Annotated in this window: 21 protein-coding genes and 1 pseudogene; 14 read left to right on the top strand and 8 right to left on the bottom strand. The window is 69.4% G+C overall.

The features are described from left to right. Window positions 1–211: 211 nt before the first annotated feature. Entirely contained in the window at window positions 212–8,377 is an 8,166-nt protein-coding gene (locus IPL89_02045) for a carbohydrate-binding protein (GenBank protein ID MBK9061972.1), read from the top strand. Window positions 8,378–8,399: 22 nt separating this feature from the next. On the opposite strand, the gene IPL89_02040 is transcribed toward IPL89_02045, so the two are convergent. From IPL89_02040 to IPL89_02025, 4 genes are all read right to left on the bottom strand, one after another. Next, the gene (locus tag IPL89_02040) at window positions 8,400–9,098 is read right to left on the bottom strand and encodes a hypothetical protein (GenBank protein MBK9061971.1); all 699 of its coding nucleotides are present in this window, start codon (window positions 9,096–9,098) and stop codon (window positions 8,400–8,402) included. Between the two features lie 8 nt (window positions 9,099–9,106). Then, complete coding sequence (locus IPL89_02035; protein ID MBK9061970.1) at window positions 9,107–9,310, bottom strand: CsbD family protein; 204 nt, start codon at window positions 9,308–9,310, stop codon at window positions 9,107–9,109. 64 nt (window positions 9,311–9,374) lie between these two features. Then, a complete protein-coding gene (locus tag IPL89_02030; protein MBK9061969.1) occupies window positions 9,375–9,593 on the bottom strand; it encodes a hypothetical protein in 219 nt (72 codons plus the stop codon). A 114-nt stretch (window positions 9,594–9,707) separates the two neighbouring features. Further along, the gene (locus tag IPL89_02025; protein MBK9061968.1) at window positions 9,708–10,142 is read right to left on the bottom strand and encodes a hypothetical protein; all 435 of its coding nucleotides are present in this window, start codon (window positions 10,140–10,142) and stop codon (window positions 9,708–9,710) included. An 88-nt stretch (window positions 10,143–10,230) separates the two neighbouring features. Between IPL89_02025 and IPL89_02020 the strand changes: the two genes are divergently transcribed. The 3 genes from IPL89_02020 (at window position 10,231) to IPL89_02010 (ending at window position 12,805) form a co-directional block, all read left to right on the top strand. Further along, window positions 10,231–10,668, top strand: a complete 438-nt coding sequence (locus IPL89_02020; protein ID MBK9061967.1) for a ferritin-like domain-containing protein — start codon at window positions 10,231–10,233, stop codon at window positions 10,666–10,668. Between the two features lie 119 nt (window positions 10,669–10,787). Then, window positions 10,788–11,402 carry a hypothetical protein gene (locus IPL89_02015; protein MBK9061966.1) on the top strand — a complete coding sequence of 205 codons (615 nt, stop codon included), beginning with the start codon at window positions 10,788–10,790 and terminating at the stop codon, window positions 11,400–11,402. Beyond that, the gene (locus IPL89_02010; protein MBK9061965.1) at window positions 11,399–12,805 is read left to right on the top strand and encodes a sigma-54-dependent Fis family transcriptional regulator; all 1,407 of its coding nucleotides are present in this window, start codon (window positions 11,399–11,401) and stop codon (window positions 12,803–12,805) included. The genes IPL89_02015 and IPL89_02010 overlap by 4 nt, the downstream gene beginning before the upstream one ends. Here the strand turns inward: IPL89_02010 and IPL89_02005 are convergent. Beyond that, window positions 12,747–14,405 (bottom strand): response regulator, encoded by a 1,659-nt coding sequence (locus IPL89_02005; protein ID MBK9061964.1) that lies wholly within the window; start codon window positions 14,403–14,405, stop codon window positions 12,747–12,749. The genes IPL89_02010 and IPL89_02005 overlap by 59 nt on opposite strands. A gap of 119 nt (window positions 14,406–14,524) precedes the next feature. Further along, window positions 14,525–14,797 carry a YXWGXW repeat-containing protein gene (locus IPL89_02000; protein MBK9061963.1) on the bottom strand — a complete coding sequence of 91 codons (273 nt, stop codon included), beginning with the start codon at window positions 14,795–14,797 and terminating at the stop codon, window positions 14,525–14,527. Between the two features lie 267 nt (window positions 14,798–15,064). On the opposite strand from IPL89_02000, the gene IPL89_01995 reads away from it, so the two are divergent. The 9 genes from IPL89_01995 (at window position 15,065) to IPL89_01955 (ending at window position 22,243) form a co-directional block, all read left to right on the top strand. Continuing rightward, window positions 15,065–16,123 carry a zinc-dependent alcohol dehydrogenase family protein gene (locus tag IPL89_01995; GenBank protein MBK9061962.1) on the top strand — a complete coding sequence of 353 codons (1,059 nt, stop codon included), beginning with the start codon at window positions 15,065–15,067 and terminating at the stop codon, window positions 16,121–16,123. An 18-nt stretch (window positions 16,124–16,141) separates the two neighbouring features. Further along, window positions 16,142–16,411 (top strand): GlsB/YeaQ/YmgE family stress response membrane protein, encoded by a 270-nt coding sequence (locus IPL89_01990; protein ID MBK9061961.1) that lies wholly within the window; start codon window positions 16,142–16,144, stop codon window positions 16,409–16,411. A 245-nt stretch (window positions 16,412–16,656) separates the two neighbouring features. Continuing rightward, window positions 16,657–17,103, top strand: coding sequence for a BON domain-containing protein (locus IPL89_01985; GenBank protein MBK9061960.1), 447 nt, complete (start codon window positions 16,657–16,659; stop codon window positions 17,101–17,103). Window positions 17,104–17,139: 36 nt separating this feature from the next. Then, on the top strand, window positions 17,140–17,319 hold the full coding sequence (locus IPL89_01980; protein ID MBK9061959.1) for a lmo0937 family membrane protein: 180 nt from the start codon (window positions 17,140–17,142) through the stop codon (window positions 17,317–17,319). Between the two features lies 1 nt (window position 17,320). Continuing rightward, window positions 17,321–17,983: a hypothetical protein gene (locus IPL89_01975; protein ID MBK9061958.1), complete on the top strand. Its 663-nt coding sequence runs from the start codon at window positions 17,321–17,323 to the stop codon at window positions 17,981–17,983. Window positions 17,984–18,040: 57 nt separating this feature from the next. Further along, window positions 18,041–19,618, top strand: a complete 1,578-nt coding sequence (locus IPL89_01970) for a hypothetical protein (GenBank protein MBK9061957.1) — start codon at window positions 18,041–18,043, stop codon at window positions 19,616–19,618. Window positions 19,619–20,152: 534 nt separating this feature from the next. Then, complete coding sequence (locus IPL89_01965) at window positions 20,153–20,356, top strand: CsbD family protein (protein MBK9061956.1); 204 nt, start codon at window positions 20,153–20,155, stop codon at window positions 20,354–20,356. Window positions 20,357–20,382: 26 nt separating this feature from the next. Continuing rightward, window positions 20,383–20,685 (top strand): rubrerythrin, encoded by a 303-nt coding sequence (locus IPL89_01960; protein MBK9061955.1) that lies wholly within the window; start codon window positions 20,383–20,385, stop codon window positions 20,683–20,685. A gap of 217 nt (window positions 20,686–20,902) precedes the next feature. Further along, complete coding sequence (locus IPL89_01955) at window positions 20,903–22,243, top strand: amidohydrolase family protein (GenBank protein ID MBK9061954.1); 1,341 nt, start codon at window positions 20,903–20,905, stop codon at window positions 22,241–22,243. Between the two features lie 70 nt (window positions 22,244–22,313). Here IPL89_01955 and IPL89_01950 read toward each other — a convergent pair whose 3' ends face one another. Beyond that, window positions 22,314–22,766 carry a hypothetical protein gene (locus IPL89_01950; GenBank protein MBK9061953.1) on the bottom strand — a complete coding sequence of 151 codons (453 nt, stop codon included), beginning with the start codon at window positions 22,764–22,766 and terminating at the stop codon, window positions 22,314–22,316. A gap of 72 nt (window positions 22,767–22,838) precedes the next feature. Between IPL89_01950 and IPL89_01945 the strand changes: the two genes are divergently transcribed. Further along, on the top strand, window positions 22,839–23,570 hold the full coding sequence (locus IPL89_01945; protein MBK9061952.1) for a lysoplasmalogenase: 732 nt from the start codon (window positions 22,839–22,841) through the stop codon (window positions 23,568–23,570). A gap of 3 nt (window positions 23,571–23,573) precedes the next feature. Here IPL89_01945 and IPL89_01940 read toward each other — a convergent pair. Continuing rightward, a pseudogene (locus tag IPL89_01940) lies at window positions 23,574–25,044 on the bottom strand (MFS transporter). Window positions 25,045–25,263: the final 219 nt, after the last annotated feature.

The raw sequence follows: 25,263 nt of genomic DNA, 5'->3' as shown, positions 1-25,263 counted from the left end.
GCGGACCCACTTTGCAAGACACGGTCCACGGCAGGAGACGCTCGGATTCAGTCACTTACGCGCCATCAGCGGGAAATGCGGGCAAACTTTTGTAGTAGTGGAATCCGGAGCGACACATTTTTCCCGGAGTCTCAGGGCTCACGTCGCCGGGGGCGCATGATGCAGGGCGAGGGCCAACCCGATCGGCCCCGTTCGCCCCCCTCCTTCAACCATGAAAACATTCCGGCGGCGCAGCCGCCCCCCCACCGACGAGCCGATTCGAGGCGAACTCCTCAGCCTCGAGGGCCTCGACGAGCGGGCGAAGAGCCTCGCGGGAACGTTCACCCTCGCGCGGGATCCGAAGGCCGGCAAGCACGAGGTGCTCCCGCGGCTCGCGGAGAACCTGCGCGTTCTCCGCGCGGCCTACAGGTCCCTCGCGGGCGACGCCGCGCGCGGCGCGCCGCTTCCGCCCGCGGCCGAGTGGCTGCTGGACAACTTCCACCTCATCGAGTCCGAAGCCCGCGCTGTCCGCCACGACCTGCCTCTCGCGTACTACGAGAAGCTCCCTAAGCTCGCGGCCCGCGAGCTCTCCGGCCAGGCGCGCCTCTATGCAATGGCGCTCGCGCTGATCCGCCACAGCGACGGACGCCTCGACGCGGAGCGCCTGACGCGGTTCGTCCTCGCGTACCAGGCCGTCGCGCCGCTGACGATCGGCGAGCTCTGGGCTTGGCCCAGCATGCTGAAGCTCGCGCTCCTCGAGAACCTCCGGCGGATCGCCGAGGCTCTCATCGCGGGAAGCGACGCGCGACGCGAGGCCGACGAGATTCTCGCGAGGCTGGAGGCGGGAGAGCCCGCCCCTCTTCCGCGGGAGCCGCTCCACACCGCCTTCGTGACGCAGCTCCGCCAGCGGATGCACGAGGCCGACCCGCGCGTTTCGGCGCTGCACGCCGAGGTGGAAGGGGTGCTCGCCAGGAGCGGGACGACCTCCGAGGACGCCGTGCGCGTCGAGCATCAGCGGCAGGCGACGGACCAGGCCTCCACGGGAAACTCGATCACGAGCCTGGAGCTCTGCTCGACGCTCGACTGGAGCCGGTTCGTGGAGCGCGTCAGCATGGTGGAGCAGGTGCTCCGGCGCGACCCGGCGGGCGTCCATCCGCGGATGGACTTCTCCAGCCGCGACCGCTATCGCCAGGCCGTCGAAAAGCTCGCGGATCCTACGGGTGAGGCCCAGGTGCGCGTCGCGCTCCGCGCCGTCGAGAGCGCCCGGCAGGCCGCGGAGCAGAAGGGGAACGACAACCGCGCGGCGCACGTGGGCTATCACCTGATCGGGCCCGGGCGCCAGGGACTCGAGATCGACGTCGCGTTCCATCCGGGCCGCCTCATGAGGCTCCGTCGTTTCGCCTTCCGCCACGCGATCGTGGGCTGGCTCTCGGGAATCGGCTTCCTCACGGCGCTCGGCGTCGTGGCGGCGATGGAGTTCGTGCGCGCGCAGGGGCGCGAGGACATGGCCTTCACGGCAGGTCTCCTCGCGCTCCTCCCGGCCAGCCAGCTCGCCGTCCTGATCGTCCAGCGTCTCGTGAACGCGTTCGTGGCGCCGCGCCGGCTCGTGCGCCTCGACTTTTCATCGGGCGTCCCCGAGAACGCCCGGACGATGGTGGTCGTCCCGACGCTCCTCGGAAGCGTCGCCGGCGTGGAGCGGCTCATCGCGCACCTCGAGGTGCAGGCGCTCGGGAACCTCGATCCGAACATCCACTTCGCGATCCTGAGCGACCTGCGAGACGCGCCCGCCGCGGAAATGGAAGGGGACGCCGAGATCGTCGCGGCGGCGCGCCGGGGAATCGAGGAGCTCAATCGCCGTTACCCGGCCGCGGACGACCGCTTCTTCCTCTTCCATCGCGACCGGAAGTGGAATCCCAAAGAAGCGGTCTTCATGGGGTGGGAGCGCAAGCGCGGGAAACTCGAGGAGTTCAACCGGCTTCTCCGAGGGGGAGCCGCGGGAGCGTTCCCCGTGCAGGTCGGGAACGTCTCGATCCTGCCGTCGGTGACGTACGTGCTGACGCTCGACACGGACACCCGCCTCCCCCGCAACGCGGCGCAGACGCTCATCGGCATCCTCGCGCACCCGCTGAACCGCCCGGTGTTCGACCGCTCCATCGGCCGCGTGGTGGAGGGGTACGGCATCCTGCAGCCGCGCGTCTCCGTGATGCACGCGAGCGCGGCCGGGTCCCTCTTCGCGCGCGTCTACGCGGGGCACACGGGCGTCGACCCGTACACGACGGCGGTCTCCGACGCCTACCAGGACCTCTTCGGGGAAGGGATCTTCACGGGCAAGGGGCTCTACGACGTCGACGCGTTCCGCGCGTCGCTCGAGGCCCGCGTGCCGGAGAACGCGCTCCTCTCGCACGATCTCTTCGAAGGGCTCCACGCGCGGACGGCCCTCGTCTCGGACGTGGAGCTCGTGGACGACTTCCCGTCGAACGTCCTCGCGCACGCGCGCCGCCAGCATCGCTGGATGCGCGGCGACTGGCAGATCCTCGCGTGGCTTCTTCCCGTGGTCCCGACGCGCCGGGGGTTCGCGAAGAACGGGCTGCCGCTCGTCAGCCAGTGGAAGATTCTCGACAACCTCCGGCGAAGCCTCGTGGCGCCGGCGCTCCTCCTCCTCTTCGCCGCGGCGTGGACGATTCTCCCCGGCAACCCGCTGGTCTTCACGCTCGGCGGCCTCGCCGTCGCGGGCTTTCCGCTCGCCGACTCCCTCCTGAGGCTCCCCCGGCGGTCCCGCGACGACCAGCCCATGCGCGTCTACGTCCGTGGCGTCCTCGAGGAGATCGCCACGTCCCTCGCACAGGCGTTTCTCACGCTCGCGCTCCTTCCCTTTCACGCCTGGGAGACGGTTCACGCGGTCGGCCTGACGCTCGTCCGCCTCGTCGTCACCGGGCGACGCCTTCTGGACTGGGAGACCGCAGCGGCCCAGGCGAAGAAGACCGCCGGCCTCCTCGAGGGGGGAGCCCGCGCCTTCTTCGTCGAGATGGCGGCGAGCCCGGCCGCCGCCGCGGCGATCCTGCTCGCGGTGGCCACGCTTCGCCCGGCAGCTCTCCCGCTCGCGCTGCCCTTCCTCGTCCTCTGGACGCTGGCGCCGCTCCTCGCCTACTGGCTCAGCCACCCCGCGCCCTCGCGGCGGCTGGAGCTCACGGCCGAGGACCGCGAACGGCTCCGGGAGATCGCGGAACGGACGTGGAAATACTTCGACACGCTCGTCGGGCCGGAGGACAACTTTCTGCCTCCCGACAACCTGCAGGAGATGCCCGAGCCACGGGTGGCGCACCGGACCTCGCCGACGAACATCGGGATGGGGCTCCTCTCGATGCTCGCCGCGCGCGACCTCGGATTCCTCTCTCTCGAGGCGATGCTCGAGCGGGTCGAGCGGATGCTCGGCACGATGGAGGGCCTCGAGCGGCACGAGGGGCACCTCCTCAACTGGTACGACACCCGGACTCTCGCCCCGCTCCTGCCGCGGTACGTCTCCACCGTCGACAGCGGCAACCTCGCCGGGGCGCTCGTCGCGCTCGCCGAGGGGTGCCGCCGGCTCGCGCGTGAGAACGCGGAGCTCGCGCCGCGCCTCGACGACCTCGCGCGCCGCGCCGGCGCATTTGCGGACGGGATGCGCTTCGGATTTCTCCTCCACCCCGAGCGGCAGCTCTTCTCCATCGGCTACCGCCTCCCCGACGCGGCCGGGCCGGGCCGGCGCGACTTCGCCTCCTACGACCTCCTCGCGTCGGAGGCGCGCCTCGCGAGCTTCTTCGCGATCGCGAAGGGAGACGTCCCCCAGAGCCACTGGTTCCACCTCGGGCGGCTCGTCGTGAGCGTGGACGGCGTCCCCACGCTCGTCTCGTGGAGCGCCACGATGTTCGAGTACCTCATGCCGCTGCTCCTGATGCGGACGTACCCGGGAACGCTTCTCGACCAGACCTGCCGGATGGTGGTGAAGCGGCAGATCGACTACGCGCGGTCGCGCGGCGTGCCGTGGGGGATCTCGGAGTCGGCGTACCGCGAGGTGGACCGCGCGGGGGCCTACCAGTACAAGGCGTTCGGGGTGCCCGGGCTCGGCCTGAAGCGCGGGCTCGCGGACGAGCTCGTCGTCGCCCCGTACGCGACGGCGCTCGCCGCGCTCCTCGACCCGGCGGAGGCGGCGAAGAACTTCGGCCACCTTGCGGACGAGGGGGCGGAAGGCGAGCTCGGCTACTACGACGCGATCGACTACACGCCCCGGAAGGACGCCGAGCCCGAGACGGCCCTCACTCCGTCGGGCGGGGTCGTCATCCGCTCGTATCTCGCGCACCACCAGGGGATGACGCTCGTGGCCCTCGCGAACGTCCTCCTCGACGACCCCATGGTGGAGCGGTTCCACGCGGATCCCCGCGTGAAGGCGACGGAGCTGCTCCTGCAGGAGCGCGTGCCGCGCGAGGCGCCGGTCATCCAGCCTCGCCCTCCGGAGGAGACCCGCACGGCTCCGGCGCCCGCCCGCCCGCCGCGTCGCTATCGCTCCGCGCACACCCCGTACCCGCGGGCCCAGATCCTCTCGAACGGCGCCTACGTCGCGATCGTCACGAACGCCGGCGGCGGCGCGAGCCTGTGGCGCGACCGCGCGGTGACGCGCTGGCGCGAGGACCCGACGTGCGACCCCGGGAGCCAGTTCGTCTACCTGCGCGACGTCCACTCGGGCGCCGTCTGGTCCGCGGCCTGGCAGCCGGTGGGAAAAGAGCCGCTCGACTACAACGTCGAGCTCCTCGCGGAGAAGGTCGTCATCCGCCGCCGCGACGACGAGATCGAGACGCGCCTCGAGGTGGCCGTCTCGCCCGAGGACGACGCCGAGGTCCGGCGCGTCTCGCTGACGAACCTCGGCGACCGGCCGCGGGAGATCGAGCTCACGAGCTTCGTCGAGCTCGCGCTCGGCACGCTCGCGGAGGACGCCGCCCACCCCGCCTTCGGAAAGCTCTTCGTCGAGACCGAGTGGATCGCCGAGTCGACCGCTCTTTTGGCGCGGCGCCGGCCCCGCTCGGCGGAGGAGCCCGCTCTTCTCGCCTTCCACGTCCTCTCCATCGACGGCCGCCCGCAGGCGCCGGTGGAGTGGGAGACCGACCGGATGCGCTTCCTGGGGCGCGGCCGCGGGCCGGAGCAGCCGGAAGCGCTCGAGGGGCGCGCCCTCTCCGGAACGACGGGCGCGGTCCTCGACCCGGTCCTCAGCATAAGAACGCGCCTCAGGATCGCCCCCGGCGGTTTCGCGCGGCTCTCGTTCACGACCGGGATCGCGACCGACCCGGAGGCGGCGCGGCGCCTCGCGCAGAAGTACCACGACCCGGGCGTCGCGGCGCGAACCTTCGCCCTCGCGTACACGCACGCGCAGGTCTCCCTCCGGCACCTGGGCATCTCCCCCGAGGAGGCGCAGCTCTTCGAGCGGCTCGCCTCGCGCGTCTTCTTCTCGGACGCGTCACTCCGGGAGCGCGAGGCGGTCCTTCTCACGAGCACGCTCGGCCCGGGCGGGCTCTGGGGACACGGCATCTCGGGCGATCTGCCCATCGTCCTCGTCCGGGTCGTGGAGGCCGACGACATCCCGCTCGTGCGCCAGGTGCTCCTCGCGCAGGACCACTGGCGCCTCAAGGGACTGAGGTCCGACGTCGTGATCCTGAACGAACACCCGGCGACCTACCGCAACGAGCTGCACGAGCAGCTCGCCGCGGTCGTGGACGGAGGCCCGTGGGCCGGCTGGAAGGGGCGCCCCTCGGGCATCTTCCTCCTGCGCGGCGACACGATGCCCGAGGCCGAGCGCGTCCTCCTCGCGACCGTCGCCCGCGCGGTGCTCGATGGCCGGAGCGGGGAGCTCGAGCAGCAGATGGACCTGACGGAGCCGGAGGCGTTCGCCCCGCCGGCGGAACCGCAGCTCCTCCCCGACGACGCGAAGAACGACGCGCTCGAACCGCCCCCGCTCGTCATGCAGAACGGCCTCGGCGGCTTCACCCGTGACGGCCGCGAGTACGTCGTGATTCTCGCGGGGGCCAAGGAAACGCCGCTCCCCTGGAGCAACGTGATCGCGAACCCCGCCTTCGGCACCCTCGTGACGGCGACGGGGGCGGCGACCACCTGGTCGGAAAACAGCCGGGAGAACCGGCTGACTCCGTTCGCGAACGACCCCGTGACCGACCCCACGGGCGAGGCCGTGTTCCTGCGGGACGAGGAGAGCGGCGTCGTCCGGGGCGCGACGCCGGGGCCGCTCCGGCGGACCGGACGCGAGGCCCGCTGGGTGATCCGCCACGGCGCCGGAGTCACGCGCTTCGCGCGGCGGGCCGACGGCGTCGAGCAGGAGCTCGCGGTGTTCGTCGCGCGCGCCGAACCGGTGAAGCTGTCGATCCTCACGCTCACGAACGTCTCGGACCGGACGCGCCGCTTCAGCGTCTTCGCGTACAACGACTGGGCGCTCGGGCCCCCGCGTCCGGGGAGCCCCCGCTTCGTCGTGACGGAGCGCGACGCGGCGAGCGGCGCCGTCCTCGCGCGCGACGTGTACGACGCGGGGCGCGCCCGGGTCGCCTTCGCCGCCGCGAGCGGCGTCGTTCTCTCGGCCACGGCCGACCGCCGCGAGTTCCTCGGACGGAACGGCTCGCTCGCCCGCGCCGCGGGGCTGCGCCGTCCCCGGCTGTCCGGCCGCGTCGGGGCCGGACTCGACCCCTGCGCCGCGATCCAGGTGGCGGCCGACCTCGAGCCGGGCGAGACGCGCCGGATCGTCCTCCTCCTCGGGCAGGGAAAGGACGCCGCTGAGGCCCGCGCGCTCGTCGCGAAATACGCGGGCGCGGGCGGGCCCGACGCCGCCGCGGACGAGCTGCGCGCCGTGGAAGCGTTCTGGGACCGGACGCTCTCGGCCGTGAGGGTCTCGACGCCCGACGACTCCTTCGACCTCCTCGTGAACCGCTGGCTTCTCTACCAGGACCTCGCCTGCCGGCTCTGGGCGCGCTCGGGCTACTACCAGTCGAGTGGCGCGTACGGCTTCCGCGACCAGCTCCAGGACGTGCTCGCCCTCCTCTTCGTGCGGCCGGACCTGACGCGCGAGCACCTCCTGCGCGCCGCCGGCCGGCAATTCGCCGAGGGCGACGTCCAGCACTGGTGGAACGCGTCGACCGGAGAAGGGATCCGGACCCGCTGCTCGGACGATCTTCTCTGGCTGCCGTACGCGGCCGCCGCGTACGTCGCCGCGACCTCGGATCGCGCAATTCTCGACGAGGTCGTCCCGTTCCTCTCGGGCCCGCCCCTCGCCGCCGGAGAGAGCGAGGCGTTCGGCACGCCGTCCGTCTCGGCGGAAACCGGGACGCTCTTCGAGCACGGCATCCGCGCCATCGACCGCGGCCTGACGGCGGGCGCGCACGGGCTGCCGCTCATCGGGGGCTGCGACTGGAACGACGGCTACAACCGGGTCGGGCACGAAGGGCGGGGAGAGAGCGTCTTCGACGGGTGGCTGCTCTGCGACGTGCTCCGCTCCTTCACGGCCCTCTGCGAAGAGCGCGGAGACGGAGCGCGGGCGAAGCGGTACCGCGACGCACGCGTCCTCCTCGCGACGATGCTCGAGCAGGCCTGGGACGGCGACTGGTACCGGCGCGCCTATTTCGACGACGGACGGCCTCTCGGCTCGCATCAGAACGAGGAGGGGCGGATCGACTCCGTCGCGCAGACGTGGGCGGTCCTCTCGGGCGCCGGACGGAAGGAGCGCGCGGAGCGCGCGATGGACTCCGTGCGGGCGCACCTCGTGCACCGCGAGCCGCAGGTCGTCCTTCTCCTCACGCCGCCGTTCGACCGCACGCCGGTGGACCCCGGCTACATCAAGGGATACATACCGGGCGTTCGCGAGAACGGCGGGCAGTACACGCACGCCGCGGCGTGGGTCGTCCTCGCGATGGCGCGCCTCGGGCACGGCGACGAGGCGGTCGAGCTGTTCCACATGCTCAACCCCGTGAACCACTCCCGCACCCGGGCCGACGTGGAGCGCTACAAGACCGAGCCGTGGGTGCTCGCGGGCGACGTCTACGATCACCCGGCGCACCGCGGACGCGGCGGGTGGACCTGGTACACGGGCTCGGCCGGCTGGATGTACCGCGTCGCCGTGGAGGGGATCTTCGGGCTCGAGCGGCGCGGCGCGGTCTTCTCCGTGGACCCCTGCATCGCGTCCTCGTGGCCGTCCTGCTCGCTCGAGTGGACGTTCGGCCGGACGCGCTACACGATCGTCGTGGAGAACCCGGAGCGCTCCTGCCGGGGCGTCGCCAGCGCCACGCTGGACGGCGCGCCGGTCGCGCCCGACGCCGTCCCCCTCGTGGACGACGGCGCCGAGCACCGGGTGCTCGTCAGGCTCGGGGCGAGATAGGCGCGTCGCCCGTCGGCCGCGACTACTTTGCGTCGACCGGGCGGCGCGACGAGATCAGGCTCGGGTAGGCGGCGCTGAAGAACGCGAAGAGCTCGGCGACCTTCGCGTTCTCGCCCTGCTGCCAGCCGACGTCGCGGAACCGGTACTCCTCGTTTCGCGTCTTCACGACCCACTCGAAGCACTCGTTGCCGCCGGACTTTTTCAGGCAGGTGAGCTCCTGCTCGGTCGCCTGCGCCGCCGGCAGGAGGACGTTCTTCCCGGCATCCCGGGAGTCCACCCAGCGAATCGACCCGTCCTTGAACTCGAGGACTCCCGCGTCCCACCGGCTCTTGAGCAGCACCAGCCCGGAGTTCCGGCGCGTGAGGCCGTCCCAGCGGCGGGCGTCGTTTACTCCGGCGATCGCCTGCGGTGCAACCGCGGCCGCGCCGGCTTCCGATCGCCGCCGGGTGATCGACGTGATGAGGGTCTCGGGCACGCCCGCGCTCCGGAGGCGCACGACGTCGTCGGCGGTCAGGTCCCGGGCGAGATCCGAGTGGGCGACGTACTTGCTGATGAACTCCTCGGACAGATTGGCTCTCCAGAGCCGGGTGATGTCGTCGACCAGCGCGGAGTTCGCCGAGACGGCCGCCGGCGCGGCGACGGGCTCCGGCTGCTGGGCGTTGCTCCGCCCCCCGATGGACACGGTGGCGACGAGAGCGAGGGCGAGAACGGGTGTTTTCATTTGACGTCCTATTTCTTGATGGCGTTGCCGAGATTCGCGAGGGCCTCGCCGACCTTGCGGCGCGCCTTGCCGAGCCCCTCCTCGATCGCGCCCTCGGCGCGCTGGAGTGAGCCTTCCCGTTCCATCTTCCTGTCGCCGGAGAGAATTCCGACGGCTTCCTTGACGCTTCCCTTGACTTTCTTCACTTTTCCGCCGACTTCCTGCTGTCTCATGGTCGTTCTCCTGTGTTTTCTTCCGTGAAGGGACTACGCACTTCGTATGCCACGCGGAACGCTCTCAACCCTTGGGGCGCGCGAAGAGCAGAGCCCCGCCGGCCACGATCGCGCCGACGCCGACCCAGAGCGGCACGTTGACGGTCTCCTTCTCCTTGACCGCCAGCTCGATCGGTCCGATCTTGGTCTGATGCGTTTTTTTCGTGTAGGTGAAGCCCCCGTAGACGATGGCCAGGACGCCGGCCACGATCAGCGCGAGGGCGATGCCTTTGAGGTTGTTCATGCAGGTTCCTCCTTCAGGGGGACGACCGGGTCATTCGGCAAGGCTTGCCGATCCGATCGGCAATCCGTGCCGGGGACGAAGCGTCAGGACGAAGCCCCGGCGGCACGAGGGGCCCTAGGCTCCCAGCTTCACGGTGATGCGGCGGACCTTGTCGGTGCCGGTCTCGTCGGTGACCGTGACGCGCTTGCCCACCATCACCGCGCCGTCGACGGAATAGACGACGTCCTTGTCGTCGAGGCTGAAGTCGTGCATCTTCTTCTCGCCCGTCATCACTTCGATCTTCTTGCCGGCGGTGAAGACGGTGACCGTTCCGACGATCGTCTCGGTCTTCGAGGCGACGGCGCCGGCGGGCGAATCGACCTTGGTCTCGCTCTTGGCCTCGAGCGTCGCGCCGACCTGCTTGGTCTCGTTCGTGGTCGTGACGGTCCCTCCGGACGTCTGCGTCGTCGACTCGCTCTTCTTCGTCACGGTGTCGGACGACTGGCTGCAGGCCGTGGCGAGGGCGAGGAGTGAAGCGGATGCGAGGAATGCGAGCTGGCGGTGAATCATGTTTCTGGTCCTCCGTCTCGAGAGTGCAGAAGCCGTGCCAGCCCCGCACCGCGCCCTCGACTGGCATGAGGAGTGCTCTTGGGAGGGCGTGATCGAACCCCTCAACTCCCTCCTGCGTGTCGAGCTCGCCGCGGTGGCCGGATATCAGAAGGCTCTCGGCGTGTTGCGTAAGAAGGCCGCGGCCGACGGCAACCACATCCTGCGGCTCGCCTCCGATCACCAGCGAACCGTCACGGCTCTCCACGGATCCGTTCAGGCCCGGGGCGGGGTGCCCGTGGCCGCGGCCGACCCCTGGGAGGGCTCGGGCGTCGCGGCGCTCACGGGCAACGGCTCGCTGCAGGGGATGGATGACCGCGAGTTCGTGGGCGCGCTCCTCGAAGCCGAGCAGCGCGGCCTCGCGGAGTACGAGGCCGCGCTGCCCTCGCTCGACGAGGACGCCCGGGAGCTCGTCGAGCTCGAGCTGATCCCGCGGCAGCGGAGGCACGTCGAAGCGCTCTCCGCTCTGCTCGTCGGCCTCGCCGCCTGACCGGCCGCCCTCCGCGCAGCGAGCCGCACCCGTTGCCGCCTGTGCTAGCTTGGTCGACCTCCGACATGACCGCCTCGACGCCTCCCGACCCTGCCGGCGAGCCCGCTCGAATCCTGCACGTGCTGCGTCATGCCCTCGCGGACCCGCTCTCGGCCGCCGCGCTGAAGCTCGACCTCGTGGAGCGGCGGCTTCTCTCGCCGTCCGGAGCCGATCCCTCATGGGCGGTGGAAAAGGTTCGCGCGGTGCAGGCCGACCTCGGTGCGACGACCCGGCTCCTCGACCTGCTGCTGCGCCTCGCGGCGATCGCCGGCGAGCAGCCGGAAGAGACGACTCTCCGCGACGTTTGCCTCCGCGCGGGCGTTCCGATCGACGCGGCGGCCGCGGCCTCTCTGCGTCTGCCCTTGCGAGCCGTCGGGCTGGCCGACGCGATCCGGGGCGTCGCGGCCTTCGTGGCGGGGCCCGGCGCCGCCGCGCCGGCCGGACGGGAAGAATGCGAAGGCGGCCGGGTGACCCTGACCCTCGCGGGACCGCGCGGGACGGCTGACGGTCGTCAGGCGCGGCTCCTCGACCTCCCTCACGGGAGCGAGGACGCGGAAGCATTGTTCGTGGCCCGCGCGGTGGTCGCGGCCGACGGCGGCCTCCTCGAGCTGACCGGGCGCGAGGGACGTCTCTCGGCGCTCTTCTCGTGGCCTCTCCGGGCTGAAGGCGACGCCGGACGGAGGGACGACGCGTGAAAGTCCTCGTGGTGGAAGACGAGCCGCGCGTGAGGGCCTCGCTCGTCGAGCTCGTCGAGGAGCTCGGATACGTCTCCTTCGCCGCGGGCTCGGTGGCGGATGCGCGCGACTCCCTCTCGCGCGAGACGCCCGACGTCTGCATCACGGACCTCGGTCTGCCGGACGGGAGCGGGCTCGACGTCGTGCGCGCGGCGAAGGCCGTCCGGGCGGACTGCGCCGTCCTCGTCCTGACGGGCAAGGGCTCCATCCTCGCCGCCGTCGAGGCGATGAGGGCCGGCGCCCACGACTTCCTGCTCAAGCCGCTCAAGCCCGCGTTCCTCGCCTCGTCTCTCGCGCGCCTCGCGGAGAGTTGGACTCCGCACCCCGCGGCGCATCTCGAGCCCGCGACTCCGGGCCGGCTCGGGGAGATGGTCGGCCGGTCGGCCGCGATGCGGGAGGTCTTCCGCCTGATCGCCCGCGTCGCGGGCTCCGAGGCGCCCGTCATGATCACCGGGGAGAGCGGCACGGGCAAGGAAGTCGCCGCCCGAACCGTGCACGCCCTCTCGCGCCGCGCCCGGGGACCGTTCGTCGCGGTCAACTGCGGCGCGATCTCGCCGCACCTCGTCGAGAGCGAGCTCTTCGGGCACGAGAAGGGCTCGTTCACGGGCGCCGAGCGGCGCCGGGCCGGCACGTTCGAGATGGCGCACGGAGGGACCCTCTTCCTGGACGAGGTCACCGAGATGCCGCCCGATCTCCAGGTCAAGTTCCTCCGCGTTCTCGACACGCGCGCCTTCCGCCGGGTCGGCGGCAACGAGGAGCTGGACGTGGACGTGCGGCTCGTGGCGAGCTCGAACCGCGACCTCGCCGAGGCGGTGAAGAACGGGTCGTTCCGATCCGACCTCTTCTACCGGCTCAACGTCTTTCCGCTCTGGATGCCTCCGTTGCGCCTGCGCAAGGAGGACATCCCGGCTCTCGCGAGCCACTTCCTGTCGCAGGTCGAGCTGAAGGAAGGGCGCGGGTTCACGGCTCTCGAGGAGGGGGCGCTCGAGGCGCTGGGCGGACACGACTGGCCCGGCAACGTGCGCGAGCTGAAGAACGCCGTGCATCGGGCATACGTCCTGAGCGACCCGCCCACCGTTCCGCCCGAGGTCGTCGAGGCGGTACTGGCTGCGCCGCACGCGGCCGAGCGAGCGCCGGCGGCGGACGCGAACGCGGAAGCGTGGCCCGAGGTGCCGGTGCGTGTCGGAGAAAAGCTCGAGGCGGTCGAGCGCAAGCTGCTGATCGCCACCCTAAAGGCCGTGAACGGTGACCGCCGGGCGGCGGCGGAGATTCTCGGCATCAGCCTGAAGACCGTCTACAACAGGCTCAAGCAGTACGACCTCGACCACCAGGCGCCTCCAGGAGGACGAGCTCGAGGCTCTTGAGCTGAATCGGCTTGGTGAGGTGATGGTCGAAGCCGGCCTCGCGCGACCGGGCCAGATCCTCCGGCTGGGCCCAGCCGGAGAGAGCCACGAGGAAGACTCCCTTGAGCGCCGGATCCGCCCGGAGGCGGCGCGCCACCTCGTGGCCGTCGAATCCCGGCAGGCCGATGTCGAGGATCGCGGCGTCCGGGCGGAGCCGCTTCGCGGCGTCGACGGCGGAGGGGCCGTCGTGGGCGACGTGCGTCTCGTGCCCTTCGAGGGCCAGCAGCTCGGCGAGTGTGAGCGCCGCGTCGACGTTGTCGTCGACGACGAGAATCCGGCGGGGCGGCGGCGGCGCACCCGGCGAAGCCTGCGCCGCCGAAGGTGCGGCGGAGTCCTCGGCCGCGCACGCGAGGCGGAGCGTGAAGACGCTGCCCTTGCCCTCGCCCTCGCTCGCGGCGGTCAGCCTGCCGCCGTGCAGCTCGGCGAGGCTCTTCGCGAGCGCGAGGCCGATCCCGAGCCCTCCGTAGACCGGCTCGTGCGCGCGGTGCCCCTGCCCGAACATCGTGAAGACGTGCGCGAGGTGCACCGCCGGGATCCCGATGCCGGAATCCACGACCGACACGACGACGTCTCCGCCTTCGCGCACGGCCTCGAGACGGATTCGCCCGCCCGGCTCGGTGTACTTGGCGGCGTTCGAGACGAGGTTCGCCACGACCTGCGCGAGCCGCATCGGATCAGCGTGCAGGAACACCGGTGACTCGGGTACGCGCAGCTCGAATTGCTGCTTGCGGCGGAGAAGGAGAGGTCCGGCCGTCTCGAGCGCGCTCTCGATGACGGCCGCCAGCGACACGCGCTCGCGGCGCAGCTCCAGTTTTCCATGCGTGATGCGGGAGAGGTCGAGAAGGTCGTCGATCAGCCGCACCATGTGCGCGACCTGCCGCTCGATCACGCGCCGGGCGCGGTCGCGCCGGATCTCGTCCTCCGGCGTATCGCCCGTCCGGGCGAGGATCTCGGTCGCGCTCGTGAGCGGCGCCAGCGGGTTGCGGAGCTCGTGCGCCAGGGTCGCGAAGAACGCGTCCTTCGAGCGGTCCGCATCGCGCAGGGCGCGCTCGGCCAGGCGGCGCTCGGCCACCTCGGCCGCCAGCGCTTCGTTCATGGTCTCGAGCGCGTCCGCCCGCTCGGCGACACGCGCCTCCAGCTCGTCGCGGACGCGGCGGAGCCTGGCCGCGCGCCGCGACGCCTCCAGCGCATATCGGATCGAGCGCTCGAGTCGGGGCGCGTCGAGGCGGCCCTTCACGAGGTAGTCGGCGGCCCCGTTCTCCATCGCCGCGACGTCGAGCGAGCGGTCCGCCTCGCCCATCACGATCACCGGCGCGCCGTCTCCCGCCTCGCGGTACGCGCGCAGGAGGTCGAGGCCGCTCCGCTTGCCGAGCCGTCCGTCCACGAGGAAGGCGTCGTGCCGTCCGGCCGTCATCGCGGCGAGCCCTTCTTCGAACGTCCCGACCCACTCGAGCGAGACGGTGCCCGGCAGCTCCTTCACGAGGGCGCGAAGCCAGAGCCCGTCCTCTTCGCTGCTGATCAGGAGAGCGCGGAGAGGCTGGACTTCCTTCGGATTCGACATCGTTCGTCTCAGGCTACGGCACGAGTCGATCACAGGCAAACCCTGCCTCGTCTCGGGTCAAGGGGCGGAAAGAACGGGCGGGGCGCCGCGCGACCGCGACGCCTCTCCGCCCGCGAGCTTCAGTTGTAGATGACCTTCTCGTAAGACCAGTGACCCGGCGTGTAGCGCGTACCGCCCTTCACGTGCCTGTAGCTGGCCTTGACCCAGTGGGCGTGCCTGCGCGGCTTTTCGGCCCAGCGGCCGTCGCTCCAGGCCCACGCCTCGCCGGAGTGATGCCAGTAGCCCTTGATGTACGTGTGGTTCGGGCCCGGGCTCACGACTCTCTCTTCGTGCCGGCGCGGGGGCGGGGCCTCCGTGACGATGCGCACGTGCAGGTCGGGCATCGGGGGCATCGGGAGCGATCCCATCCCGGGCGGCATCGGGGGATGAGGCTGCGCCGAAGCAGTCCTCGCGAAGGACACACCAGCCGCGAACACGAGCATCGCGGCCGCTATCGTGAAATTCCTGGCATTTCTCATGCCGACGACTCTGCAAGTGGCGGGCCACGAGCGCCGGAGCGAGGTTGGTTCGGACGTGGCAAGGAGATTGCGGTGCAAGGCGCCATGAGCAGATCACAGACCCTCACGGAGAGAAGCGAGACCGGCACCGGGGCCACCACCATGAAGGCCCTCGTCTTTCACGGCCCCGGCCGGCGAGCCTGGGAAGACAAGCCGCGGCCGGCGATCCAGGCCGCCACGGACGCCATCGTCCGGATCACGACGTCCACGATCTGCGGCACCGACCTCCACATCCTCAAGGGCGACGTCCCCGCCGTCACCGACGGGAGAATCCTCGGTCACGAGGGCGTGGGTGTCGTCGAGGAGCCGGGAGCGGCCGTGACGCTCTTCCGCAAGGGGGACGCCGTCCTGATCTCCTGCGTCACCGCATGCGGCAAATGTGCGTTCTGCCGGAAGGGGATGACCTCGCACTGCGAGACCGGCGGCTGGATCCTCGGCAACACGATCGACGGGACCCAGGCCGACTACGTCCGTATCCCGCACGCCGACACGAGCCTCTACGCGCTCCCGCCCGGGGCCGACGAAGAGGCGTACACGATGCTCAGCGACATCCTCCCCACCGGCTTCGAATGCGGGGTTCTGAACGGCCAGGTGAAGCCGGGCGACACCGTGGCCATCGTCGGCGCCGGGCCCATCGGCCTCGCGGCGCTCCTCACGGCGCAGTTCTATTCGCCGGCCGAGCTCGTGATGATCGACCTCGACCCGAACCGTCTCGAGGTGGCGCGTTCCTTCGGCGCCACACGCGTCGTGGACTCGACGGACGGCAAGGCCGTCGAGAAGGTCATGTCCCTCACGGGCGGGAAGGGAGTCGACGTGGCCATCGAGGCCGTGGGCGTCCCCGCGACGTTCGACATCTGCCAGTCGATCCTGGCGCCGGGCGGGCGTCTCGCGAACGTCGGCGTACACGGCAAGCCGGTCACGCTGCACCTCGAGAAGCTCTGGGACCGGAACATCACCCTGACCACCCGCCTCGTGGACACGGTCACGACCCCGATGCTTCTCAAGGTCGTGGAGTCCGGCCGCCTCGACCCCCGGAAGCTCGTGACCCACCGCTTCGCGCTGGCGGACGTCATGAAGGCCTACGACACGTTCGGCGACGCTGCGAAGCAGCGCGCCCTGAAGGTCGTCCTCAAGAACACTCTTTCCACGACCGGCGCGTGAAAGGAATCTCCCATGACAATGTCTCTCACGACACTCCTGCTCCTCATCGTGATCGCGGCGGTCTGCGGCGCGATCGGCAAGGCCATCGCGGGGAGCGCCCGCGGCGGGCTGGTCGTCTCGACGGCCCTCGGCTTCGTCGGGGCCCTTGTGGGTCCCTGGGTCGCCCGGGCGCTCAAGCTTCCCGAGCCTTTCATGGTCGTCATCGGCGGGCATCCGTTCCCGGTTCTCTGGTCCATCATCGGCGCCGCCCTTTTCGTGGCGGTCATTCACCTCTTCTCCCGTCGGTAGGACGTACACGAGTCGGGCACTTTCTACACGGCGCGCTCCCCCGATCCGTCCCCGACGCATCTCCGCGGGTTGAAGACGCCCGAGACACCCTGCCGGCGCTGGCAGGGAACTTGCGCTCCGAGACCGGCAGGAGACTCAAATCATGAAGCACTCAGTTCCGGTCCTCGCGGCGACCCTCTCTCTCATGGCTACTCGGGGCGTCGCCCGCGAGCGCCGCAGCCAAGTCCACGGCGCCTTCCTCCGAAGTGACCGAGGCGCTCAACGCCATCTCCGTCAAGACCACGCTCATCGACAAGCTCGGCACCGATGCTCTTGGGATCGCGGTCTCCGTGTCCGGCGAGACGGCAACCCTCACCGGCGAAGTGACGAAGTCGCCCAGCCAGGGGCTCGCCGAGGAAGTCGCCCTTTCGGTCGCGGGCATCAAGAAGGTCGACAACAAGGTCACCGTGAAGAACGCCGAAGGAGCCGTCGCCGCGAGCGAGGCCTCGGTGAAGAACGTCTCGCTCGAGATGAAGGTGAAGAGCATCCTCCTGACCGAGATCGGCGCGAACGCGCTCAAGATCGAGGTCGAGGCCGTCGACGGCGTCGTGAGCCTGCGCGGCAAGCTCGACGACTCCAACACCTCGAAGGCCGCCGTCAAGAAGACCCGCTCGATCAAGGGCGTCAAGAAGGTCGTCGATCTTCTGAGCTGATTCCTCCCACCTCGGAACGAAAGAAAGGAATACACCATGCTCTGGACAATCTGCCTGATCCTCCTGGTCCTCTGGGCCCTCGGAATGGTGACCTCCACGACGATGGGCGGCCTCATCCACGTGCTGCTCGTCGTGGCGATCGTCGTCCTTCTCATTCGCGTCATCCAGGGACGACGAGTCATTGCCCTTCGACCGAGAACGCAAGAAGAGGCCTGAAATGACAAGCTGCCTCACCCTCGGAGCCTTCGCGGCGCTTCTCGTCGCCACCGCCCCCGCGGCCCTCGCGCAGAGCGAGCGCGAGAACTCGACCTTCACCGTGACGGAACCCGTCGACGTCGGGAGCTTCACGCTGCAGCCGGGCACGTACCTCATCAAGGTCGTGATGCTCGAATCCAACCGCAACCTGGTCCAGGTCACGAACGAGGATCAGACGAAGGTCTTCGCCAGCGTCCTCGCCACGCCGCACGCGATCGTGGCGAACGAAGCGGCGCCCACCAGCCGCTACGTCTACTACGCGACCGCGCCCGGCCAGCGCAAGGCGCTGCGGACGTGGTACGCACGCGACACGACGAACGGCCAGGACATCGTCTATTCGAAGCAGCGCGCGATGGAAATCGCCGTCGTCGCCAAGGCTCCCGTCATCGCGATTTCGGACGACGTCAAGGAGACGGAGTACAAGACCGCGACCCTCACGGTCGTCACGCCGGAGCAGCAGGTCAAGCCCTACGAGGCGCCTGCGCCCGTGGTCATGCTCGCGGAGGCCCCTCCCGTCCGGCATCTGCCTGCGACGGCGAGCCACGTCCCGCTCCTTGGCGCGCTCGGTCTCTTGTCCCTGGGCGGCGGTCTCGGGCTCCGGATTCTTTCGACCCGCGTGTCGTGAGTTCCGGCGTCGTCGCGAAGCGGCTCCGCGCTTTGCACTGATCACGGAGGAGCTGGCATGGAGTCCGCGAGCAGACCGCTCCACCTCTTCTGCCTGCTCCTCCTTCTCGCCTGCCCCGCGGGCGCGGAGGACGTCGCTCCCGGCACGCCCATCGTCGCCGTGCGCATCGACCGGCACGACGTCTTCGATCTGGACGATCCCTCCACGTCGGCGTGGCCGTATCGCTGGGTCGACGCCGTGCACATCATGACCCGCGAGTCGTTCATCCGCGCCCTGCTGCTCTTCAAGGCGGGCGACCGCCTCGACCCCATTCAGCTGGCCGAGAGCGAGATCATCCTCAGAGGCACGGGCTTCCTCAATCCCGTGCACATCTCGGCGCACCCCGTCCCCGGCGGGGCCGAGGTCCTCGTCGAGACCCACGACCAGTGGACCCTGGGCATCAACGCGAGCTTCGGCATGTCCGGCGATCGCCGCACCGTCAGTTTCGGCGTCAAGGAGGACAACGTCCTGGGCCTGGGGAAGGCCGTCCACGTCGACGTCACGTCGGACCCCGAACGGACGTCCTCGACGTTCCGTTACCGGGACATCACGTTCTTCGGCAGCCGCTGGCAGCTCGAGCTCGAGCACGCGTCTTCCTCCGACGGGTCGGCGGACCACTTCCTGTTCGAGTACCCGTTCTTCTCCCTGACGACGCCGCGGGCCGGCGGCGTCGACTGGAGGCGGGTTGAGTCCGTGGCCTATCTGTGGTCCGCCGGAGAGAGGCGCGTCCAGGGCGAGGTCAACGGTCGCAGCTGGCAGGTCTGGGGCGGGATCCGCCTGCCGGGCGGCGCCATCCGTACGAATCGTCTCCTCGTCGGAGCGTTCGGCGACCGAGCCCTCTTCCAGGACTGGCAGAGCCTGTACGGCCCGCCATACCCGCAACCGCTGGACCGAAACCTGGTCGGCCCGCAGATGGGCTGGAATCACGAGACGTTCCGCTGGAAGCTCGTGCAGGGGTTCCGCGCTTGGCTCCGGCAGGAGGACCTGCCGCTCGGTCCCAACTGGACGGTCACGACCGGTCTCTCCCTGCCCTTCTTCGGCGGCGACAGCGTGCGGCTCCGGTACCACCTGGCGTTCGAGTCGGGCCAGTTCTCCGGGCGCACCTACACCTGGCAGCGCGTGGACCTCTCGGGGCGATTCGAGAGCGGCGGCTTCGCCAACGCGATCACGCACCTCGAGGCCGGGGGCGCCATCACCGGATCGGCGGGCCTCAGGGTTCGCCTCGCCGCAGACCTCGGCCACAACCTCGACGGAGAGCGGCAGCTCACCCTCGGAGCCGACACGGGCCTGCGCGGTTACGACCCGAACACGTTCGACGGCACGTCGCGGGTCGTTGCCAACGTGGAGTGGCGGCACCGCATCACGGGCGAGCTGCTCCACATCGCCGCCTTGGGCGTCACGGCGTTTGCCGACGCCGGGAAATCGTGGGCCGCCCGTGTCGGGCCGTCGACCGAGGGCTGGCGCAGCGACATCGGGGCGGGAATCCTCGTGGAGCTGACCCGCGCGTCGAACGTGAAGATCCTCCGCTTCGAGGTGGCGCTCCCCGATCGCGGAGGAAAGCCGATCTACCTCGTCACGACCGACTCGCTCTTCTGAACGGGAGCCGCCGGGGAGACGTCGGCCCGGAAGCGAGCGATCCCACCCACGCCGAGCGAGAGGTCCGGCCAGCCCGAGGACGCCGAGTGCGAGCAGCCACGCGAACCGGCGGAGCGAAATTCCCTGAGACCCTGCTTCCGCAAAGGCGCGCCCGGGGGCCGACGGTGGAGGGCCAGCCGACGGGACGCGGGACGTACGCCCCGCCGGAAGAGGACCGCCGCACCGCCGGCCGAGATCGTAGAACGGGCTCACCAAGGCTCCCGGCACTCAGGCGGTTCAAAGACCAAGACGTTTGAATATTTGTCCACGGCTGCCATCCGATGACTCTGTCCGCAATCCGCGGGCCACCCTTGTCTCCGCTTCAAACCCCGCTGTAATTCGTACCGCACCAGGCCTGGCGACGGAGACGGAACGTGTCACCGGCAGTCGCCTGCGCCTGTTCCGCGCGGCTCCCTGGCTGGCACGGCCCCTGCTCCCTATCTTTCCGGAAGACGGCCGAACGTATCGGCACGCCGTCGCAGAAAGGAACACCCCATGAAAAAGCAGGAACTCCACGGGAAAGTGAAGAAGGTGAAGGGGAAAGCCAAAGAGACCGTCGGGAAGCTCACCGGCAACAAGAAGATGGAGAACGAGGGCTCCCTGCAGCGCGCCGCGGGCGCCGTGCAGGAGGGGTTCGGCAAGGCCGGCCGGATGCTCGGCGACGCCGTGACGAGTCTCGGCAACGCCATCAAGAGGTAGCGGACTAACGACAGGAAGAAGACGTCATGCCAGAGTTTGGCTCCCCTTTTTCCGGACTGGCGCACGGCAAGAAACTCACGGATGCGGAACTGGTTCGTGCCATTCGCTTCATGGTCGCCGCGGAGTACGAAGCGATCCAGATGTACACGCAGCTGGCCGAGTCGACCGACAACAAGCTCGCCATCGAAGTCCTCGAAGACATCGCGGACGAGGAACGTGTCCACGCCGGCGAGTTTCTGAGACTGCTCCACGAGCTCGCCCCCGAAGAGAAGACGTTCTATGCCCAGGGGGCGAAAGAGGTCGAAGATGAGATCAAGAAACTGAAATAGTTGGCGTGCCGAAGGGCGCGTGAGGAACACCGCCGGCACCCTAAGTACGACGGCCGCGCTTCCCGTCACGCTCGTCTCCGCCTCCTCGGAATCGTCCTGCTGCTTCAACCGCTGGCGGCCGGCGTCGCGCCCTGCCGAAGTGACGGGCTCGTCCCGCCCAGGCGAGTTTTCGGCCAGGTGGACGGACGATTAGACTCGGCGCGAAAGAGAGAACGCCATGCGCCGTCGGACACGGATTGCGCTCGCCCTGTCGGTCGTCATCGCCGCGCGGGCCTCCGCGCAGCAGCCCACGCCTCCCGCCGCGGCTCCCCTGATCACGGCCGTGAAGGCGGGGCGGCTCGTGGACCCCGAGAGCGGAAGGATCTCCACGAACCAGGTCATCCTCGTCGAGGGCGAGAAGATCAAGGCCGTCGGCGCCGGCCTCGCGATCCCCGCGGGCGCGACCGTGATCGACCTCTCGGACCTCACGGTGCTGCCCGGGCTCGTGGACACGCACACGCACCTCGGCCTCACGTACAAGGACGTCCCCGAGCACGACTATTACTACCTGACGTACGTGATGGACTCGACGCCGCTCCGCGCGATCCAGGCGGCGTCGAACGGGATCCAGCTCCTCAATTCCGGCTTCACGGTCGTGCGCGACCTCGGGAACAACGCGCTCTACACGGACACGGCGCACCGCGTCGCGATCGACCAGGGCTGGATCCCGGGCCCGACGATGATCAACTCGGGCCTCATCATCGGCGGCAAGGGCGGGCAGTTCTGGCCGACGCCCGAGATGGCGAAGCAGCACGGGATCGTCTACCCGGAGTATCTCGACGCCGACACGCCCGACGAGATCGTGAAGGCCGTGCGCGAGAACATGCTGTTCGGCGCGAAGGTCATCAAGATCTGCGTGGACTGCAAGCCGTGGGGCTACACGGTGGACGAGATGAAGCTCTTCGTCACCGAAGCGGCCAAGGGCGGACTCAAGGTGGCGGGCCACGTCCAGACTCCCGAGGGCGCAACGCGCGCGATCGAGGCCGGGCTCTGGTCGATCGAGCACGGGATGGCGCTGACGGAGGCGCACCACAAGGCGATGGCGCAGAAGGGCATCTTCCTCGCCTCCACGGACACGCCCTTCACCCCGTACCACGGGACGAAGGACGGCATGGAGAAGAACGCCGCGCAGCTCAAGAGCGCGTGGAAGAACGGCGTCAAGGTCACCTTCTCGACGGACATGGATTACTACAAGACCGGCAACGACATGAACCGCGGCGAGCTGACGATCAACTTCCTCCTCACGTGGAAGGCCGCGGGGATCCCGGCGCCCGAGATCCTGAAGGCGATGACGACGACGGGCCACGCGTGCGCCCAGGTCGAGAAGGAGCGCGGCGCGATCAAGCCCGGCCTCGCGGCCGACTTCATCGCGGTGCGCGGGAACCCGCTCGAGGACGTCGACACGCTGCGCGATGTGCGGTTCGTCATGAAAGACGGGCTCGTCTTCAAGCAGGGCGGCGTCATGACGCCCGAGAAGTTCTTCCACGCCGGCCCCTCGAAGGGGTGGCGGAAGCGCTGAACGCGGAAAGCGGGCCCGAAGGCGCGTTGAAAACCGGCGCCGCCCGAGCCCGCCCCGGCCGACGTGAGGGTTACTTCAGTTCGACTTCGTTCACGAGCACGCTGCGGAGCGTCGTCTGCATTTCCCGGCGCCGGGCGTTGGCGGCGTCGCGCTTCTCGCGCGAGCCATAGTGCTTGTCCAGGAACTCGCCCTGCTCCTTCGTGAACGCCTCGTTAGGATCCAACGCCGCCCAGTTCGCGTAGTGGACCGCGATCGCGTAGTTCCAGTCCTCCGGACTCGCCGGAGTCGGGTTCGTCAGGATCTTGTACTCCTTGATGCGCGCCTTGCTCTTGGAGAACTCCAGCGAAGACTTCGCGTGCTCGCGAAGGTCCTTCATCATGTCGTTCATCTTCCCGGGCTTCACGTGGTAGTAGGTCATTCTCCAGATCCCGGCGGGATTGGTCTGCTGCTCCTGCGCCTGGGCTGGCGCAGCGAAGAGCGAGACGAGGACGATCGCGAGAGACACGAACAGACGTCGAACCATCGGGTGGTCTCCTTTTTTCGGATTTACTTGAGACGCAGTCTTGTTCTCCCAACCTAGGCCCGAATACCAAGCGTGTCAACGGCAAATGAGCCAGAGCGGGATTCGACTCGACGAGAAAACCGAGGGACTACGAATAGAATCCCGGCAGGAGCCTTCCTGACATTCCCTGTCGTTTGCAGCCTGGGCTTCGCCGTCTCGGCAACGGTCACGGTCGCGGCCCACGCTCTCGGCCGCCGGTCCCTCGTATACGTCTTCAAGCCTCTCGCCACGGCCCTTCTGCTCCTCCTCGTCGCCACCGGGCCCTCCGGCTTCTCCTCTCCTTACGCGACGGCGATCCTCGGCGGCCTCTTCTTCTCCCTCCTCGGCGACATCTTCCTCATGTTTCCGGCCGACCGCTTTCGGTCGGGCCTTTTCAGCTTCCTTCTCGCGCACGCCTGCTACGTCCTCGCGTTCACGCGGGACAGCCCGTTCGCCACGCCGCCGCTGCCCTTCGTCCTCTGCCTCGCCGCCGGCGGCGCCGTCCTGCCCGCGCTCTGGTCCGGCATCCCCCGGCGCCTGCGCCCGCACGTCGTCGCCTACGTCGCGCTGCTTCTCGTGATGGCCGGCCAGGCCGCCAGCCGGGCCGCGCACCTTCACGCGGCTTCAGCGCTTCAGGCCTTTCTCGGCGCCGCCCTCTTCGTCCTCTCGGACTCTCTCCTCGCCTGGAATCGATTCCGGCGTCCATTCCCGGCCGCGCAGGCTCTCATCCACGCCACGTACTTCCCGGCGCAGTGGCTGATCGCGATCTCGACGACCGCGGCCTGAGCGCTACCTCCGCCTGAGGCTGACGGCCATGCCGCCGCCGCCGAGCGCCAGCATGATGACGGCCTGAACGAGCGTCCGCGGCGACATCTCGGGGCCGGAGAGCGACCGCACGAGGAACGCCGCGCCGACGAGGAGCAGCAGCGCGTAGACGCCCACCATGACCTTCCGGGCCTTCTCGTTCGTGGCGGGAGTGTCCGCCGCGAAGACGCGGTCATACGCGACGAGGCCGATCATCGCCGCGACGTCGAGGACGACGAAGACGAGCCAGAACCCGCGCGTAGCCGCCTCGGTCCCGCCCTGCCCCACGAGCGGCTTCAGCCACGCGGCATACATCGCGCCGCCGAGGCTCGAGCCGATGAGCGAGCCGATCACGCCGTAGAGGAACGCGTAGCCCATGTAGACGGCTTTCTTGTCCTGGGGCGCGACGAGCCCGACGTAGCTGTAGTACTTCGGGTGCGCGGTCATCTCGCCGATCGAGAAGACGGCGAGGCCGAGGATGAAGACCCAGACGTTGCGCGAGAGGGCGAGGCAGAGGAAGCCGACGGCGCCGAAGGCGATCCCCGAGACCATGGTCGGAAGCGCCCGCACGTTCTTCACGACCCGGCTGACGACGATCTGCAAGAGGATGATCGTGCCGGCGTTGATGACCGTCACGTGCTCCGGAGTCGAACTTGAGCGTGATGCCGAACGAGGCGAAGAGCCTGTCGACCGGCGTCCCGTCGACGAAGTCGCGCAGGTACCAGAGGACCGACCCGAAGTTCTGGAAGTAGAGAATCCAGAAGCCCGAGTAAACGACGATCATCAGCATGAAGCGCGCGTCCCCGAGGACGAGGGCGGCTCCGCGGACCACGTCGCCGAAGCTCTTCGTGTTCTCCGGCCGCGGCGGCTCCTTGTAGGCGAAGAGCGCCGGCAGGAGCATGAGCGCGCAGTAGGCCGAAGAGGCCATGAACACCCAGCGCCAGGAGAAACCCTTGAGGACGCTGACGACGAGCGGAGCGAGGAACGCCCCGACGTTGATCATCCAGTAGTAGACCCCGAAGCCGAAGCCGGAGTTCTCGTCGTTCGTCGAGCGCGCGATCGTCCCCGAGATGATCGGCTTGAAGAGGCCGCCGCCCGTCGCCATGAGGAGGAGGGCCGCGAAGACGACGCCGTAGGAGGTGACGTATCCCGCCGCGAAGTACCCGGTCGAGAGCATCGCGAACGCGAAGAGCAGCATCCGCCGGTAGCCGTACCGGTCCGCCAGCGCGCCGCCGGCGATGGGCACGACGTAGTTGCAGGCGTAGATCAGGCTCTGCAGGAATCCGACCGACTGCTCCGGGAACCCGAGGCCGCCCTTCGCCGCGGGGTTCGAGAGGTAAACCGCGAGAACGGAGTTCAGCCCGTAGTAGGCCGCCCGCTCGAACAGCTCCATGACGTTCGCGACCCAGAAGACCGACGGAAACGTCTTGAGGATCGGAGTCTTGCGTTCTTCCATGGGACGGAATGATAGCCATGGGTCGCTCCTGCCGGTCGGGGTCGTACCCGGTGGCGTGACCGGAGCACCCCGGCTTCAAGGGCCGCTGCAATCCTTACCGAACCGGCGATGGCGACGACGAGGGAAAGTGCTCTCGACGGTCGTTTCCACCTGTTTCGCACGGTAACTCGACCGGCACGGCTCGTGCTCTGTGTCTCTCGAGAAGGGAGGGATAAACCA

The sequence above is a fragment of the Acidobacteriota bacterium genome (genome assembly GCA_016716715.1).
Taxonomy (GTDB): domain Bacteria; phylum Acidobacteriota; class Thermoanaerobaculia; order UBA5066; family UBA5066; genus Fen-183.
Note: the sequence above shows the minus strand (reverse complement) of the source record. Positions and strands in the feature narration are given on the sequence as shown.